General features: G+C 40.2%; 7 protein-coding genes and 4 pseudogenes. 10 read left to right on the forward strand and 1 reads right to left on the reverse strand.

What is annotated here, in order from left to right:
* The first annotated feature begins 10 nt into the window (after window positions 1–10).
* The 7 genes and pseudogenes from ACRWSG_RS10845 (at window position 11) to ACRWSG_RS10875 (ending at window position 11459) form a co-directional block, all read left to right on the forward strand.
* A pseudogene (locus ACRWSG_RS10845) lies at window positions 11–1187 on the forward strand (DegT/DnrJ/EryC1/StrS family aminotransferase).
* A gap of 219 nt (window positions 1188–1406) precedes the next feature.
* Window positions 1407–3364: pseudogene (locus tag ACRWSG_RS10850) on the forward strand (polysaccharide biosynthesis protein).
* Between the two features lie 151 nt (window positions 3365–3515).
* On the forward strand, window positions 3516–4682 hold the full coding sequence (locus tag ACRWSG_RS10855) for a nucleotide sugar dehydrogenase (protein ID WP_462166264.1): 1167 nt from the start codon (window positions 3516–3518) through the stop codon (window positions 4680–4682).
* Between the two features lie 283 nt (window positions 4683–4965).
* Window positions 4966–5972: pseudogene (locus tag ACRWSG_RS10860) on the forward strand (NAD-dependent epimerase).
* A 423-nt stretch (window positions 5973–6395) separates the two neighbouring features.
* Window positions 6396–7304, forward strand: a complete 909-nt coding sequence (galU, locus tag ACRWSG_RS10865) for a UTP--glucose-1-phosphate uridylyltransferase GalU (RefSeq protein ID WP_462166265.1) — start codon at window positions 6396–6398, stop codon at window positions 7302–7304.
* A 178-nt stretch (window positions 7305–7482) separates the two neighbouring features.
* The gene (locus ACRWSG_RS10870; RefSeq protein WP_462166266.1) at window positions 7483–9627 is read left to right on the forward strand and encodes a YjbH domain-containing protein; all 2145 of its coding nucleotides are present in this window, start codon (window positions 7483–7485) and stop codon (window positions 9625–9627) included.
* A 209-nt stretch (window positions 9628–9836) separates the two neighbouring features.
* Window positions 9837–11459 carry a hypothetical protein gene (locus ACRWSG_RS10875; RefSeq protein WP_462166267.1) on the forward strand — a complete coding sequence of 541 codons (1623 nt, stop codon included), beginning with the start codon at window positions 9837–9839 and terminating at the stop codon, window positions 11457–11459.
* A 72-nt stretch (window positions 11460–11531) separates the two neighbouring features.
* Here the strand turns inward: ACRWSG_RS10875 and ACRWSG_RS10880 are convergent.
* Window positions 11532–12928, reverse strand: a pseudogene (locus ACRWSG_RS10880) (MBL fold metallo-hydrolase RNA specificity domain-containing protein).
* A gap of 616 nt (window positions 12929–13544) precedes the next feature.
* Between ACRWSG_RS10880 and ACRWSG_RS10885 the strand changes: the two are divergent.
* From ACRWSG_RS10885 to mutT, 3 genes are all read left to right on the forward strand, one after another.
* Complete coding sequence (locus ACRWSG_RS10885) at window positions 13545–14021, forward strand: DUF721 domain-containing protein (RefSeq protein WP_462166268.1); 477 nt, start codon at window positions 13545–13547, stop codon at window positions 14019–14021.
* A gap of 724 nt (window positions 14022–14745) precedes the next feature.
* Window positions 14746–17454: a preprotein translocase subunit SecA gene (secA, locus tag ACRWSG_RS10890; RefSeq protein WP_462166269.1), complete on the forward strand. Its 2709-nt coding sequence runs from the start codon at window positions 14746–14748 to the stop codon at window positions 17452–17454.
* Between the two features lie 62 nt (window positions 17455–17516).
* Window positions 17517–17921: an 8-oxo-dGTP diphosphatase MutT gene (gene mutT, locus ACRWSG_RS10895; RefSeq protein WP_462166271.1), complete on the forward strand. Its 405-nt coding sequence runs from the start codon at window positions 17517–17519 to the stop codon at window positions 17919–17921.
* Window positions 17922–18171 lie beyond the last annotated feature (250 nt).

The raw sequence follows: 18171 nt of genomic DNA on the forward strand, positions 1-18171 counted from the left end.
TTCAATTTAAATGTTAAACACCCCTTTTTCTCCTTGGCCTAGTTTTACTCAGGAAGAGGCCGATGCGGTAAGCCGCGTTGTTTTATCAAATAAAGTTAATTATTGGACCGGTACAGAAGGCCGTGAATTCGAGAAGGAGTTTGCAGCTTGGGCCGATAGTAAATATGCCGTGGCCTTGGGTAATGGCACATTAGCTTTAGACATTGCATTAAAAGCATTAAATGTAGGTGAAGGTGATGAAGTAATTACTACTCCGCGTACGTTTTTAGCTTCTGCAAGTAGTATTGTGACTGCAGGTGCAACTCCTGTATTTGCCGATGTTGACTTAAATAGCCAAGCGATTACAGCCGAGTCTATTAAAGCGGTGCTAACGCCTAAAACGAAAGCCGTTATTGTTGTGCATCTAGCGGGTATGCCTGCAGAAATGGATGCCATAATGGCGCTCAGTGAACAGCATGGTTTTTATGTAATTGAAGATTGCGCGCAAGCGCACGGTGCTAAATATAAAGGTAAGTCTGTTGGTAGTATTGGCCATGTAGGTGCATGGAGTTTCTGCCAAGATAAAATAATGACTACGGGTGGCGAAGGCGGCATGGTTACCACAAACTCTAAAGAGTTATGGAGTAAAATGTGGAGCTATAAAGAATCATGGAAAAAGCTTTGACGCAATATATAACCGTGAGCACCCACCAGGCTTTAGATGGTTGCACGAAAGCTTTGGTACTAACTGGCGTATGACTGAAATGCAAGCTGTTATTGGCCGTATTCAGTTAACTCGCATGAGCGATTGGACAGCAAAACGCAATGCTTATGGTGCACAGTTAGACCAAGCTGCAAGTGGATTTGATTGTATTCGCTTAGTATCAGTACCGGAACACATTGAGCATGCAGAATATAAGCATTACATGTTTATTAAACCTGAATGCTTAGCTGAAGGTTGGGACCGCGACCGTATTGTAAACGAAATTGTTGCCCGTGGCGTACCTTGCTTTCAAGGTAGTTGTTCTGAGGTGTATTTAGAAAAAGCATTTGATAACACACCATGGCGGCCTACCAAGCGTTTGCCTAATGCCGTAGAGTTAGGTGAAACCTCAATTATGTTTTTAGTACACCCGACTTTAACTGAAGCTGAAATACTAAAAACAACTCAGGTTATGAAAGCTGTGTTTGAGTTGGCGAATAAGTGAAAATATAACCTTTAATAAAGATGCTAGGCGTTAGAGAAACTAAGGCCTAGACTTTTTATCTTCAATAACTCTTTAAAAATCATGCACTAGTATTATTGTATTAGTTTGATGGTTAGGTTCATTTATTTCGGCTATAATTCATAAAAATTTAACAATCGTTAAGCTAGCTGTAAGCTTAGGTTGGTATCTTATTGACAAAAACAAGACAGGGAACTTGTTGTGGATAATTTTATTCGCTCTATATTAAATTCATCACGTGCCACAAAGCGTATCATTACGTTGTTTATTGACTCGCTATTTATTATGTCGGCGTTTTGGCTAGCACTTATTGTTAGACTAGATAGTATGTCCCTCTTAGTAAGCTTGATAATTGGATGTTACTTGCTTTTCTTGTACCTACCGCATTATTCACGTTTATTAACTTAGGTTTATATCGTGCTGTGTTGCGCTATATGAACTCTCAGGCATTGTGGGCAATTGTATTAGGTACAATTATTAGTACAGTCGTTTTGGTTCTTCTTGCCTTTTTTATTGGTGTTGAAATACCACGTACTATGCCGTTTATTTTTGCTTGGTTATGTTTATTAACCGTTGGTGGTGCGCGAATTGTTGTACGCGCCATGATAGGCAAGTTAACTACGGCAAATAAAGAGTCGGTTATTATTTACGGTGCGGGTTCATCTGGTAGGCAGCTTGCTACTGCGTTAGGGGCTGGACCTGAGTATTTTGTCCGTGCCTTTATTGATGATGACGAAACAAAGCAAGGCTCTATTATTCAGGGTATTCCTGTAATTGCGTTTAAAGATATTTATGACCTAATAAACAAAGGAAAAGCAACCAAAGTTTTATTAGCAATGCCAAGCGAGAGCAGGGCTCGCCGAAAAGAGATACTTGCCCAGCTTGAGCCGCTTTCGATTAAAGTGCTCTCTATACCAGGTATGGCTGATGTAATTGAAGGTAAAGCAAAGCTTTCTGAATTTAGAGATGTTGAAATAGAAGACTTATTAGGCCGCGATTGTGTTGCCCCTAAGCCACACCTATTGTCTGCAAACATTAAAAATAAAGTCGTTATGGTTACTGGTGCTGGCGGCTCAATTGGCTCTGAGCTATGTAGACAAATTGTAAAGCAAAAGCCAACTAAGCTTGTACTATTTGAACTAAGTGAATATGGCTTATATTCAATAGAAAAAGAGCTTGCTGAATACGTTACAAATAACCAACTTGATGTAGAGCTGATCCCTATAATGGGCTCTGTACAGCGTATAAACCGTATTGAAACAGTAATGATGGCATTTGGTGTACAAACGGTTTACCACGCAGCTGCTTATAAACATGTACCCCTTGTTGAGCATAACGTTGTTGAAGGGGTACGTAATAACGTATTTGGAACTTACTATACAGCAAAGGCTGCTGTAAATGCTAAAGTTGAAACTTTTGTACTTATATCTACCGATAAGGCGGTACGCCCAACAAATGTTATGGGTGCAACTAAGCGTATGGCAGAGCTTTGTTTACAAGGGTTGGCGCAAAATAAAGGTAAAGGCCATAATACTCGTTTTTGTATGGTTCGATTTGGTAATGTATTGGGCTCGAGTGGTTCTGTTGTACCGCTGTTTCGTAGGCAAATACGCGAAGGTGGCCCAATTACTTTAACCCATCAAGATATTACGCGCTTTTTTATGACAATACCTGAGGCCGCCCAACTTGTTATACAAGCTGGTGCAATGGGCAAAGGCGGTGATGTATTTGTGCTCGATATGGGTGAGTCGGTTAAAATAAAAGACCTTGCAAGCAAGATGATTCGCTTATCTGGTTTTGAAGTAAAAGACAAAAATAACCCTCATGGCGATATAGAGATTGTATGTACAGGTTTGAGGCCCGGCGAAAAACTATACGAAGAGTTACTTATAGGCGATAACGTTGGCGAAACATCACATGAGCGTATCATGACGACCAACGAAGTAATGTTACCTTTGGCCGAGCTTAATGTATTTTTAGAAGCGCTTGATGTAGCCTGTCATAACTTTGATCACGAAATCATTAGGCAGCTTTTACTTGATGCGCCTACTGGCTTTAACCCAACAGATGGTATTTGCGACCTTGTTTGGAATGCTAAAAAAATCTACAAAAACTCCAGCTCAGCCCCTACCAATAAAGTTGTAAACCTACAAGGTTAAGCAACATTAATTGTTGAACATTGATCAAGCAGCTTAGCTTAAAGACTAAGCTGCTTTTTGTATTTTAGTGTTTTTAAGTATCAAATCTATTAACTGTATAAAACACAAAGTGCTAAAATTACTTAAACCCCCTAGTTTTGAAGGTAACTTAATGAAAATTGCCGTATTTGGTACAGGTTATGTTGGTTTATCAAACGCGCTATTACTCGCGCAGCACAATCAAGTTATTGCTGTTGATATAGACGAAAACAAAGTTGCACTTTTAAAAGATAAGCAGTCTCCTATTGTTGATACTGAAATTAGTGATTTTTTACAAAATAAATCACTTAATTTTACTGCTACAGCAGATAAAGCACTGGCACTTAAAGATGCTGAATTTGTTGTAATTGCTACCCCTACAGATTACGACCCAGAAACCAATTATTTTAATACGCGTTCTGTTGAATCGGTAGTTGCTGACGTTTTAGCAATTAACCCAAATGCAACTATGGTTATTAAGTCTACGGTTCCTGTTGGTTATACAAAATCGATTAAAGAAAGCTTTAATACCAGTAATATTATTTTTTCGCCAGAGTTTTTGCGTGAAGGTAAAGCGCTTTACGATAATTTGCACCCGTCACGTATTATTGTGGGTGAGCAAAGTGAGCGCGCACAAGTTTTCGCTAATTTATTAGCACAAGGTGCAGTAAAGCAAAATATTGAGGTGCTGTTTACAGACTCTACTGAAGCAGAAGCAATTAAGCTTTTTTCTAACACCTACCTTGCAATGCGCGTTGCTTATTTTAACGAGCTAGACAGCTACGCTGAAAATCATGGTTTAGATGCAAAGCAGATCATTCAAGGTGTTGGTTTAGACCCGCGTATCGGTAAGCATTATAATAACCCTTCATTTGGTTACGGTGGTTATTGCTTACCTAAAGATACCAAACAGCTTTTAGCAAATTACCAAGATGTACCTAACAATATGATCCGCGCAATTGTTGATGCTAATACTACCCGTAAAGACTTTATTGCTAATTCTATTATTGCCCGAAGCCCTAAAGTTGTTGGTATTTATCGCTTAGTAATGAAGTCTGGTTCAGATAACTTTAGAGCTTCTGCTATTCAAGGTGTAATGAAACGCATAAAAGCAAAAGGCATTGAAGTTGTTATTTATGAACCAAGTTTACAAGAGGATTCATTCTTTAATTCTCGTGTTATTAAATCGCTAGATGAGCTTAAACAAACATCTGATGTAATCATTTCGAACCGTATGGCTGAAGAGTTACAAGATGTTGCAGAAAAAGTTTATACACGTGATTTATTTGGTAGTGATTAAGCCGAAATAGCTGTCAGCTTTCAGTTTGAGCCGAATTTGTATATTCGCTGCAGAGGTGGTTGATGGCAGCGTAGGCATGAAATATATTTCGCGCGAAAATGTTTTCACAAAGAGGAAAGAATGAAAAGAGAATGAGGAAGTGATAATAGTGCTTTTTTGTTTTCTCTAAAGCTAAGCGCCTCATTATCTCTTTGTGAACATTTGATTTCTCTATGAAGCCGCTCTTAACTCTCATTAAGTCAAATGAATTGGCAGCCTACGGGCTCAATAAGATAGGAATATAATGAAATATTTAGTTACTGGTGCTGCAGGTTTTATTGGTGCAGCTACAAGTCAAAAATTACTAGCGCAAGGTCATGTTGTTGTTGGTGTTGATAATTTAAATGATTATTACGATGTAAATTTAAAGCATGCGCGTCTGGCTCAGTTTGAACAGAACGAAAATTTTACTTTTATCAAGTTAGATATTGCAGATAGAGCCGCAATGGCTGAGTTGTTTGCCCGCGAGCAATTTGACCGTGTAATTCATTTAGCAGCTCAAGCCGGTGTGCGTTATTCAATTGAAAACCCAGATGCCTACGCTGACTCAAACTTAGTGGGGCATTTAAATGTTTTAGAAGGATGTAGGCATAATAAAGTTGCGCATTTAGTTTATGCTTCGTCTAGTTCTGTTTATGGACTAAACGAAAAAACACCATTTGAAACCACCGACAGCGTTGAACACCCTGTTTCGTTTTATGCTGCGACAAAAAAAGCCAATGAACTTATGGCGCACAGTTATTCACACTTGTATAACTTGCCGACCACAGGCTTACGCTTTTTTACAGTTTATGACCGTGGGGTCGCCCAGATATGGCGCCGTTTATTTTTACTAAAAAAATGCTTGATGGCGATACCATCGATATAAATAACAATGGCGATATGTGGCGTGACTTTACCTACATTGACGATATTGTCGAAGGTGTTGTACGTGCAGCAGATGTAGTGCCTGAACGTGATGAAAATTGGAAAGTAGAAACAGGCTCGCCTGCATCAAGTTCTGCGCCATTTAAGGTTTATAATATTGGTCATGGCAGCCCTATTAATTTAATGAAATTTATTGAGGCCATTGAGTCTGAATTAGATATTGAAGCGAAAAAGAACTTTCGCGAAATGCAAGCCGGTGATGTTTATAAAACCTATGCCGATACACAAGACTTATTTGCAGCAACCGGGTATAAACCAGCGGTTGGGGTAGAGCAAGGCGTGGCTGAGTTAATCAGCTGGTATAAAGGTTTTTATAATAAATAATTGCTTCGCATTGTGTGGCATTAAGAACACACCTAGCAATCGCGGTGCCTAAGGCTATGTAGGCGTGAAATTTATTTCGCTCGAAAGCCTATTCACAAAGAGAAGAAAGTGAGAATAAATGAGGAAAAACTTACTGGTTTTCTCTTTAACGCAGCGCCTCTTATACTTTTTGTGCAATAAAATGTCTTGATGTAGGCGTGAAATTTATTACGTGCGAAAATATTTGCACAAAAAAGAAATGAATGAGACGTAAAAGAGTAAACCAAAAATACTCAGTTTCACTCTAAAGTGCAGCGTCTCATAATCTCTTCTAAATATTCGTTTTTAACGAAAAGTTAAATTAAAAACCATTCAGCTTGTATCTACTTTGGTACTGTTAGTTTGTCCTTACTTAATATTAAATCGTTAAATAAGGGACTAATTATGAAAGCTGTTATTCCTGTAGCGGGCCTTGGTACTCGTATGTTACCTATGACTAAAGCAATTCCTAAAGAAATGCTGCCTTTAGTTGATAAACCTCTTATTCAATACATTGTTAATGAGTGTGTAGCGGCCGGTATTAAAGAAGTTGTATTGGTTACCCATAGCTCTAAAAATGCCATAGAAAACCATTTTGATACCAGCTTTGAGCTTGAAGCAACGCTTGAAAAGCGCGTAAAGCGTACCCTACTTGAAGAAGTTCATTCTATCTGCCCAGACGATGTAACCATTATGCATGTTCGTCAAGGCGAGGCTATGGGCTTAGGTCATGCGGTAATGTGTGCTAAACCAATTGTAGGTGATGACGACTTTGTTGTAGTACTGCCCGATGTTATTTTAGATAGCTATACTGCTGATCAAAAAAACGAAAACGTTGCCGCAATGATAAAACGCTTTAAAGAGGTTAAAGCAAGCCAAATTATGCTTGAGCCAGTACCACAAGAAAGTGTTCATAAATATGGTATTGCTGATATTGGTGGCGTTAAAATTAATGCGGGCGAAAGTGCACCTATTAAAACCATGGTCGAAAAGCCTAAAGCAGAAGAGGCTCCTTCTAACTTAGCGGTAGTTGGGCGTTATGTGTTATCTAAAGCTATTTGGCCGCTGCTTGCTAATACCCCTGCTGGTGCAGGTGGCGAAATTCAATTAACTGACGCAATCGATGAGTTAATGAAGCATGAAATTGTTGAAGCATTTCACATGAGTGGTCGTGCTCACGACTGTGGCGACAAGCTAGGTTATTTAAAAGCAATTGTAGAGTACAGCATGCGCGATGAAAAACTTGGCGCAGAGTTTACTGAATTTGTAACAGAAATGGTTACGCCAAACACAAGGCATTTAAAAGCGGTATAACTTTTAAAACTAAATATTTAAAAAAGGGTAAGAAGTAAATTCTTACCTTTTTTAGTTTTAACATAGCAATTTATTTTTTACCTTAAAGGTTTAGTTTGGCTGATAGCTTCTTGTTTTTGTTTTCTGATGTTATATTTAAAACAATGAAGGAACTTATAACTTTAACTCGGATTTCCTAATGCCAAAATTGAATTTATTGTTTTTAAGCTGTGCCGCCGCACTTAGCTTGCCAATAGCCGCTGATGAAATAAAAAGCCACCAGTCTTTTTCTGGTTATACGGGGTTGATAAACACTCCTAATGCAGAAGCGCTCAGCTCTGGTAGTGTTGATATAGGCTATAACAATTTATTAGATTTTAAAGGGCAGCGATATTTAGATGGCCATAACTTCATATTCTCTGCAGGGTTATTTGAAGGTCTTGAAGTTAGTGGGCAAATATCCTCTAACTCAATACACGATAATTTGTTTTATAGCGAAGGTCGTGGGCAAACCCGAGATTTATCGTTCAACGCAAAATATCAGCTACCTTATATACCTAAAGACTGGTTTAGTGTAGCTATAGGTGCTAAAGATATAGGTGGTGCCGCTAACAACTATAAAACGTTTTATGCAGTAACATCAAAAGAATTATGGGATTTTCGTTTTAGTGCCGGCCTAGGTTCAAGTGATAGACTTACTGGTGAAATGGATGGCGCATTTGCTGGTATTGAGTGGCAACCGCTTGAGTGGTTTAGCTTACTCACCGAATATGATGCCGAAGCTGTAAATGCAGCAGCACGTATAACGATTCCTAAAAAGTGGCTATATGATATTGGTGAAATAACCTTTACTAGCCGTTTTTACAGCAGTACTGACTTTTCTGAAGATAAAGACACCTACTGGGGGGTAAATTTTACCCTACCATTATCTGATGAAGCTAAAACTAATTATGAGCCTGTAAAGCCTGCACCTTATGTAGCCCCAACAAGCAATACACCTGCGGCTAAAGTAAACGATTATGGTTTAGGCTTTATTCAAACGTCAGTAGCGCCCAAGCTAGCTGAACAGCCTGATGCGTTAACCGTTACTAGTGCTGAGCAAAGTCAAACACAAAATTCACAAAAAGTTGTTAGTTCTAGCTTAAGCAAACAAGCAATTACATTGAAAGATGCGCTCATTAATGATGGTTTTGAAAACGTGGTTGTTGGTTACAACTCAACTACTGTATTTGTAAACTTTGAAAACTCAGTGTTTAACCGTAACGACATTGACGCTATTGGTGTAGTACTTGGTCGCATCGCCGAAAATATAGTTAATGAAATTACTCATTATAGCGTTCAGCTTTCGAAAACAGATATCCCATTACTAGCAATTAGCGGCAACATCGACAATTATCGTTTGTTTATTGAAAAAGGCGTTAGCCCTGACTTAAATGTTCAACAAGACAAAGCCGTTATTCCCGAAGGTGTTACATGGGCTGGTAAAGCGCAGGCGAGCCCATACTTTAAGCCGCGTTTGACATTGAGCCCTGCTATTAGTAATACGTACGCTACTGAGTTAGGTGTGTTTGACTATTCTATTGCAATTAGAGCAGATGTCGATGTGCCTCTTTGGAAAGGTGCAGGTGTTATTTTAGGTGGACAAGTTAATGTTGAAAATAGTGACGACTATGATGAGAGAGGTCCATTTAGGCGTTATCGTCAAGAAACTGAATTTGATAGAGCTATGTTCTACCAAACATTTAAGCTGCCATTCGGTTTTTATAACCAAACGCAAGTTGGCTTTATAAAAGAACGCTACGATTTAACAGGTATCACTAACGAAACAACTTGGCTGAGTGATGAAGGACGTCACAGAATTAGTGCTCAGTTGGGTTCGTATAAATACGAAGATTATCGCGGCAGCAAAACATTCCAAGCACTAAACTACCAATATAACTGGGTTGAACAAGACATTACCTTACATGCTCAAGCAGGTAATTATTGGTATGAAGATTCTGGCTATAAACTAGAAAGCCGTTTTTGGTTTGGTGACAGCTACTTAGCTGTATATTACGAAGATACAAATACGACTAAAGCAGGTTTGGCATTTAGTATTCCACTTTCACCACGAAAAGATATGAAAGCTTATAAATTTGGGCAAATTAAAGGCACTGAATCTTACAGGCATACAGCGAGTACTGAGATTGGTGAAAGCACTAACCGTTTAGTGTTCAGTCAAGGCTTTATTCCAGGAAGTGCAATAAGCACCTACCGTACGTTCCTTAATCAGGGGCGTATGTCTAGTGATTATGTATACCAAAATCTTGCAAGATTAAAAGAGGCATATTTAACTTATCGGTAACAATTTATGTTGGGTTAAGTATTGTACAATTAGGTAATTTAGCTATATTATTGATGGGGTGTTTTAGATAATTTAAGAGCTTTAATGCCTCGTTTTTAATTTGTAAAAAAATTATGGTGCTGACTATACTTTTTGGAAGTTCGCGCTACTATTTTATAAAATGAGTAAATTCATTTACAAATGTTGATAAAGGAATAGAAGGACTCCCTATGTTTACTAACAAAAAATCGCTACTAGCGTTATCAGTAGCATCGGCTTTCGCTTTAACAGGTTGTTTTAGCGATGATGATAACAATAAACCAGTACCAGATGACGGTGGTGATGGTGGCGATGGTGGTGTTGTTGTCGTTGCACCAGAAACTCCAGCGGCACTTACATTTGTTGTAAGTGGTTCTGTTGTTCAATCAAACGATGATGACGAATTTGATGTTATCGGTGATGCAACAATCAAATTTTTAGAATCAGGCGTTCTTTCAACTAACATCGTTGATGTTGAAGGTAATCAAGTTCAAACTTTAGATGTTGGCGATGAAGGTAGCTTCCTTGTTACTCGTAAAAGTGGTTCTTCAACAGACAGCGTTACTGCTATCGTTTCAGCTCCAGGCTTTGTTACTAAAGCATTTAGCTTAAATCTTTCTAACGAAGACGATAACGACGTATTAGTTGCACAATTTTTACTAACACCTACTGACGAAGAAGGTCTTGCATCTACAACTACAACTTCATCAGACATTACAGGCTCTACTACAACAGCTGAAATCGTAGCTGATGCATCTGCTGAAGGTTCATCTTTAGCTTCAGCTACATTGCCAACAGGTATTACTTTACAAGACGCTGATGGTCAACCTGTAACAGGTGCTGAAGTAGCATTAAATGTATTGGGTACTGACCCTTCAACTGAAACTAAAAGCTTAGTTTTACCAGAAGGTCTAAATAGCGATGACAGCAGTGCTAACATTGCAGTGCCTGTTTCTTTAGCAAACGTTACATTAAGTGTTGACGGTAATAGCGTTAAAAAATTCGCTGGCGACACTCTAAACGTAACACTTGCTGCTCCAGCTGATCTAGATGCTGGTGAAGTACTAAGCGTTAGCTCTTTAGATGAAGAAACTGGTATCTGGATGCCAGAAACGTTCCCAGTAACTAAAGGTACGGGTACAGTTAGCTTTGAAACAGACCACTTAACTTGGTTCTCTGTTAATAAGTCTGTTCCTGTATGTACTGATGGTTTAACTGTTAACTTTACTGGTGATGCAGTACCTGCTGGTGGTTTAACACTTGCTGCGTACTCAGCTGATGGTTTCTTATGGTCTCGAGTTGGTGCTGGTAGCACTTCTCGTGTTGTTCCTCCTGGTTTCTTAAAGCGTTACGGCATCTCTTCTGAAGCTACTGCAACAGTAGTAGTGTTTGACCGAGACGGCGCTATCTGGGGTGAAACAGATGGCGAAGTAGCAGTTTGTGGTACAGTTAATGACTTTGCTCTAGCAGCTCCTTACACTCTAGTTAATAAAACTTTAACTATTACTGGCTCATGTGCTAACGACTCAGACGTAGCGGTAGATGTAACTAACTCTGCTGTACGTTATAAGCGTGATGGTAAAGCTGTACGTACTGCGCTTAAAGATGCAGATGGTAACTTCCAGCTTACCAACCTACGCGAAGGCGAAGATTATGAAGTTACTGTTAACTTCCGTGGTTTACCTCTAGAAGGTTCAAACACAATTTCGCTTAACGATGTAACTGATGATGATTTAACTCAAAACTTTGAATTTACTTGTCCTGAAGTTACAGGTTCAGGCGGCTCAGGCGGCTCAGGTGGCACTGGTGGTTAGTAACCATTTTTGTTAGTTCCTAAATAGGGATTAAATCTAAAAGCCGCATTTATGCGGCTTTTTTTATGTGTGTTACGGAATTTTAATTGTTGCTGTTGCTAATCTTGTACAAAGCTCATTAGCCAATGCTTGTTTGGCTTGCTCGTCTCCGTGAACAATTTTAATTAAACTTGGCTTTTTGCGCATGCCAGTAACGAAATTTATTAACCCTTTTTGATCTGCGTGGGCGCTATAACCGCTAATGGTATGAACTTGTGCTTTAATCATTACTTTTTGATTATCGATAAAGACGTATCCGCCGCGTGGCCATATTTTTGAATATCTCGGCCTAAGGTTCCTCGTCCTTGGTAACCAACAAAAATGACATCGGTTGTTTTGTCTGGTAAAAACCGTTCTAGATAATTAACTATTCTGCCGCCATTACACATTCCGCTGGCAGCTATGATTATTGCGGGCTGCTGTTTCGAGGCTAAAAAGTTTATTAATGCAAGGTGTTCTTGGTGGCTATCAATAGTGTGTAGTTGGTTGAAGTCGAGCGGGTGGCGGCCTTGTTTTACTCGTTTTTTTGCTTCGTTATCCCACAGCGCTTTAAAGCGTAAATACTCATTTGTGAAATTGGCTGCCATTGGTGAATCAACAATAATTTGCAGCTTATGCCACATAGAGCGCTTACGTGCAAAATGAATAAGCTGTTCAAATTCATACAGCAATTCTTGTGTGCGGCCAATACTAAAAGCCGGTATGAGTACCACGCCATTATCACTTACGGCACGTTCTATAACTTTTTTAAGCACGGCTACGCGCTCTTTGCGGCCTTGATGGTTTTTATCACCATAGGTGGACTCAATAACTAATGTATCGGCACGGTAGGGTGGTTTTGGCGTCGGTAACAATGGCGTGTAAGGTGCACCTAAATCACCTGAAAATACCACTCTATGCGTGTTTGGTCTTTTACCCAGTTCAATTTCAACATAGGCAGAGCCTAAAATGTGCCCAGCACGTTGCAGGCGAATTTTATATAAAGAGTTTTGATTGCTTGAGGTTGCTTTTTCGGGGCTTAAGCCAACTCCTACGGGAATGCAGTACCATGTATTATAATCGAGAGAGATAATTTGCTGTTTTAGTAACTTTAAGCAGGTGCGGATCACCGCTTCATCGCGAGTTACACCTACTTTTAAGGCATCTTCAATCACCATAGGTAAGAGTTTTGCGGTGGCAATCGAGGTATAAATTGGGCCTTTAAAACCTGCGGCAAGTAAGTAAGGTATGCGACCAACATGGTCTATGTGGCAATGTGTAACAATCAGCGCTTTAACTGTTGAGATATCAAAATCAATTGCTAGATCTTGTTTACTGTCTTCCCCTTGAAATAGCCCACAATCAACAAGTACAGAATTTGTGTCATCAATAAATAGCTGGTGGCAAGACCCAGTTACGCCTTTCACCGCTCCGTGGTGTTTTATATGCATAATATTCTCCTTTTTGAAGCTAATTTCAGCATAGAGGTAAATAACTCTTAGGGCAATGGAGGCAGGATTGAGATATTTGAAGGCGTGAAGTTTATTTCGTTGAAGGTCTATTTCACAAAGAGAATTGAATAAGAAGAAAATGAGGGAACCACAGGATCATTTTTACTTCCTATTCAGTGAAGTGCCTCTTATCCTCTTTATGCTATTAGATGTTGAGCTGTCAGTTTGAAGCCGAGCGATGTTGTTTTCGGGTCTTCCCCAAATTCCATTTTGTAGGAGGTACTTCAGTGCCGAAAATATTTTAACAAAGAGAAGAGAATAAGAAGAAAGTGAGGGAACCATAGGATCATTTTTTACTTCCTCTTCAGCGAAGCGCCTCTTAGCCTCTTTGTGCGATTAGGTGTCTTTGATGTCGGCGTGAAATTTATTTTGCGAGCTTTCTTGTAGTTCCTGCTTTAGCGCGTCATTGATGAGAGGTACGTAATATCTTGTCGCCATAAATGACCACTTTGTACAAAACCGCATCTTGTATCTCGTTCCCCGAACCTAATAGCTTCATATTTACGTAGGTGATATATTCTCTTTGTGGTGATTAACCCTTTTAGGTAGACGATTAATGGCAAAAGATAGATACGCGCCAAAGGCTGTTGGCGATATTATGGCAGGCTTGAGTGGTCGCTTAGCATCTTATGCTGGTAAAACCCAAGGCTTGTCTTCTCAACAAACCATTCTTGATGACTTCTTAGGTGAAACGCTTTCGAAAAAATGTCGGGTAAGTAATTACCGTGACGGTACTTTGATGATTGAAGCAATTTCTGCACCGATTGCACTACGTTTAAATTATTTAAAAATGGATATGCTCTCGCATTTTCGTGCCGCTGGCATGGTAGAGCTTGGGCAAATTAAAATTACCGCAAACCCACAGGCAACACAGCGCTTATCAGCAACAAATAAGCCAGAGCAAAAGTCTGTTTCTAAACGTCAAATGAGCGAACAAACAGCTGATTACCTCAGCGCCATTGCCGCAGATGCCCCGCCTTCATTAAAAGCCAAGTTAGAGCGTTTAGCACAACATGGGCGGAAAAAGAAGTAAAGCCGTCAGCTTTCAGCCGTCAGTTTGAAGCCGAATTGTGTTGTTTGTAAGTCAGACATAGGTTGGTGAAATGGCGCAGTATGTCAGACGCGCCAAGCAAGCGTGACGCCTATGGTGTAGGCGTGAAATTTATTTCGCGCGAAAATATTTGCACAAAGAGAAGTGAATGAGAAAAGAATGAGAAAGCGATAATGTGCTTTTTTGTTTTCTTTTAAGCGCAGCGTCTCTTATCCTCTTTGTGCGATTAAATGTCTTTGATGTAGGCGTGAAATTTATTTCGCGTGTTATCTTGTAGGTCGTGCTTTAGCGCGTCATTGGTGAAGGAGATGTAATGTATTGTCGCCATAAATGACCACCTACATTTACAAAGTTGAATTTCGTCCATCGCATCGCCTTTTTACTCCCCTGATCTTGATTTTATTTCGATTGTCGCCATATCTATTCAGTAATCTTGTTTTCACCCTTTTTGTAGGGTTAGATCAAAGATTATGGCTGATTTTTAAATTTTCTTGCTGAAAATCCATATCTTCATAAACAGAAGGTTTGATGTTGCGCAGACTCTGGTATGATAGCGCACGAAATAAGCGGTGTTTTGAACAGCGTACTGATAAATTGTTAATTAATATGCCCTACATCATGAGCATAAGCGCATATTAATTATCAATTGAAGAAAGTGGGTTAGCTAATGACTAGCTAACAAAGAATATATTGTAACGGTTTTATCATGATATCTAATTTATTTACCAAGATTTTTGGTAGTCGCAATGACCGCACTATTAAAAACCTAAGAAAGACGGTCGCTCTAATTAATGCGCTTGAAAAGCAATTAGAAGCGCTTTCTGATGAAGATTTAAAAGCAAAAACAGCTGAATTTAGAGAGCGTTACGATAACGGACAAAGCCTAGATGACATTTTACCAGAAGCATTTGCTGTGGTACGTGAAGCATCTAAACGTGTAAATGGCATGCGTCACTTCGACGTACAGCTACTAGGTGGTATGGTTTTACACCAAGGTCGCATCGCAGAAATGCGTACCGGTGAAGGTAAAACACTAACAGCAACATTACCTGCCTACCTTCGTGGTTTAACAGGTAAAGGTGTTCACGTAATTACCGTGAATGACTACCTTGCAAAACGTGACGCCGAAACTAACCGTGAACTATTTGAATTCTTGGGTTTAACTGTAGGTTGTAACGTACCAGGCATGATGCCACAGCAGAAGAAAATCGCTTATGCTGCCGACATTACTTACGGTACTAATAACGAATTTGGCTTTGATTATCTGCGCGATAACATGGCATTTAGCATTGAAGAGCGTGTACAACGCCCACTTTACTACGCCGTAGTGGATGAGGTGGATTCAATCCTAATCGATGAAGCGCGTACGCCGCTGATTATCTCAGGCCCAGCTGAAGACAGCTCTGAGCTTTACATCGAAATCAACAAAATTGTGCCTGACCTAGAACTACAAGAAAAAGAAGATGAAGAAGGTGTTGAAGGCGACGGCGATTACACTATCGATGAGAAGTCTAAGCAAGTTCACCTTACAGAGCGCGGCCAAGTTAAAGTTGAAGAGCTACTAATTGAGCGCGGCTTAATTCAAGAAGGTGATTCACTTTACTCAGCTTCAAGTATCACATTATTAAGCCATGTGTATGCGGCACTTCGTGCTCACAAGCTTTATCAAAAAGACGTTGATTACGTTGTTAAAGAAAACGAAGTTATCATCGTTGATGAGCACACAGGCCGTACAATGGAAGGTCGTCGTTGGTCAGAAGGTTTACACCAAGCTGTTGAAGCAAAAGAAGGTGTACGCATTCAAAACGAAAACCAAACATTGGCATCAATCACATTCCAAAACTACTTCCGTTTATACGACACATTAGCGGGTATGACAGGTACAGCAGACACAGAAGCGTTTGAGTTCCAGTCTATCTATGGTCTAGACACAGTAGTAATGCCAACTAACAAACCGATGATCCGTGACGATCGTGCTGACCTTGTATACCTAACACAAGAAGAAAAGTACGAAGCAATCCTTGCTGATATCAAAGATTGTCAAGAGCGTGGTCAACCGGTACTTGTGGGTACTATCTCTATCGAAAGTTCTGAGTACTTATCGCAGTTCTTACGTAAAGAAAAAATTAAGCACAACGTACTTAATGCTAAGTTCCACGCGCAAGAAGCAGACATTGTTGCCGATGCAGGTTTACCTGGCACAGTAACTATTGCAACTAACATGGCCGGTCGTGGTACCGATATCGTGTTAGGTGGTAACTGGAACAGTGAAGTTGAAAAGCTAGAAAACCCAACTGATGAACAAATCAAAGCGATTAAAGATGAGTGGCAAAAACGCCACGATGCAGTAATCGAAGCGGGTGGTTTACACATCATTGGTACTGAACGTCACGAGTCTCGTCGTATCGATAACCAGCTACGTGGTCGTTCTGGTCGTCAAGGTGATGCGGGTTCAAGCCGTTTCTACTTATCAATGGACGACGCGCTAATGCGTATCTTCGCTGGTGAGCGCATGACTAACATGATGCGTAAACTAGGTATGCAACGCGGTGAAGCAATTGAGCACCCTTGGGTTAACCGCGCAATCGAAAACGCACAACGTAAAGTTGAGGCACGTAACTTCGATGTTCGTAAGCAATTACTTGAGTACGATGATGTAGCGAACGATCAACGCCGTGTTGTTTACTCGCAACGTAATGAGCTACTTGAAGAAGGCGATATTTCAGAAACTATCACTGCAATTCGTGGCGATGTGCTAAACGGTACAATCGACCAGTATATTGCACCGCAAAGCCTTGCTGAAATGTGGGATATCCCAGGTCTTGAAGAACGCTTAAAACAAGATTTCTTAATCGAGCTGCCAATTTCGCAATGGCTAGCTGATGATAGCAAACTATACGAAGAGAAACTTCGTGAGCGTATCGAAGAAGCGGTTGAGCAAGCATACAAGCAAAAAGAAGAGATGGTAGGCGAGTCTGTACTACGTCAATTCGAAAAAGCGATTATGCTACAAAGCCTAGACCAACATTGGAAAGATCACTTGGCTGCGATGGACCACCTTCGTCAAGGTATCCACTTACGTGGTTACGCACAGAAGAATCCTAAGCAAGAGTACAAGCGCGAGTCGTTCGAGCTATTCTCTGAAATGCTAGAGAACTTAAAAGTCGACGTTGTGGGTATTTTAAGTAAAGTACAAGTTCGCGCTGAAGAAGATGTTGAGAAAGTTGAAGAGCAACATCGTCGTAGCGAAAATGCGCCACGTGAATACCAACACGAAGAAGCTGAGCACATCGGTGGCGAAACACCAGAAGGTGCTGTAGTTACACAACGTGCAGAACCTAAAGTAGGCCGTAACGAGCCGTGTCCTTGTGGTTCAGGTAATAAATATAAGCAGTGTTGCGGTAAATTAAAATAACCAAAACACGGTGATAAAAAGCGACGCTTGCGTCGCTTTTTTTATGATTAAGGAAACAACAAATGACTAAAAAAGTAGTGCATGTTGCAGTTGGTGTTATTTATAAAGATCAGCAATTATTTATTTGTAAACGCCCAGACGACAAACACCAAGGCGGCTTATGGGAATTCCCAGGCGGTAAAGTAGAGCAGGGCGAAAGCGTATTTACTGCGCTACAGCGCGAGCTATTAGAAGAAGTAAACCTAACCGTAAATGGCAGTGAAGAGCTAATGGTTATCGAACATGACTACGGCGATAAGTGCGTACGCTTAGATGTGCACATTGTTGATGATTTCACAGGCACAGCCCATGGCGCAGAAAAACGCCAACAAGGCAAATGGGTCGCACTCAACGAGCTTGATGATTACAGCTTCCCTGCCGCCAATGTTGAGATTATCGAAAAGATAAAGCAGAAGTACGAGCAGTAACAGCCGTCAGCTTTCAGCTGTCAGTTTGAAGCTGAACAGTGTTGTTTACGGGTTCTTTATTAATTTGCAGACTTGGTGCTGAATGTAAGACCCGCCAAGCAAGCGTGACGCCTACGATTGATGTAGGCGTGAAATTTATTTCGCGCGAAAAAATTGCACAAAGTGAAGTAAATGAGAAGAGAATGAGGAAACCACAGGATCTTTTTTTATTTCCTCTTAAGCGAAGCGCCTCTTACCCTCTTGGTGAATC

The organism is Pseudoalteromonas sp. GB43 (assembly GCF_054923805.1).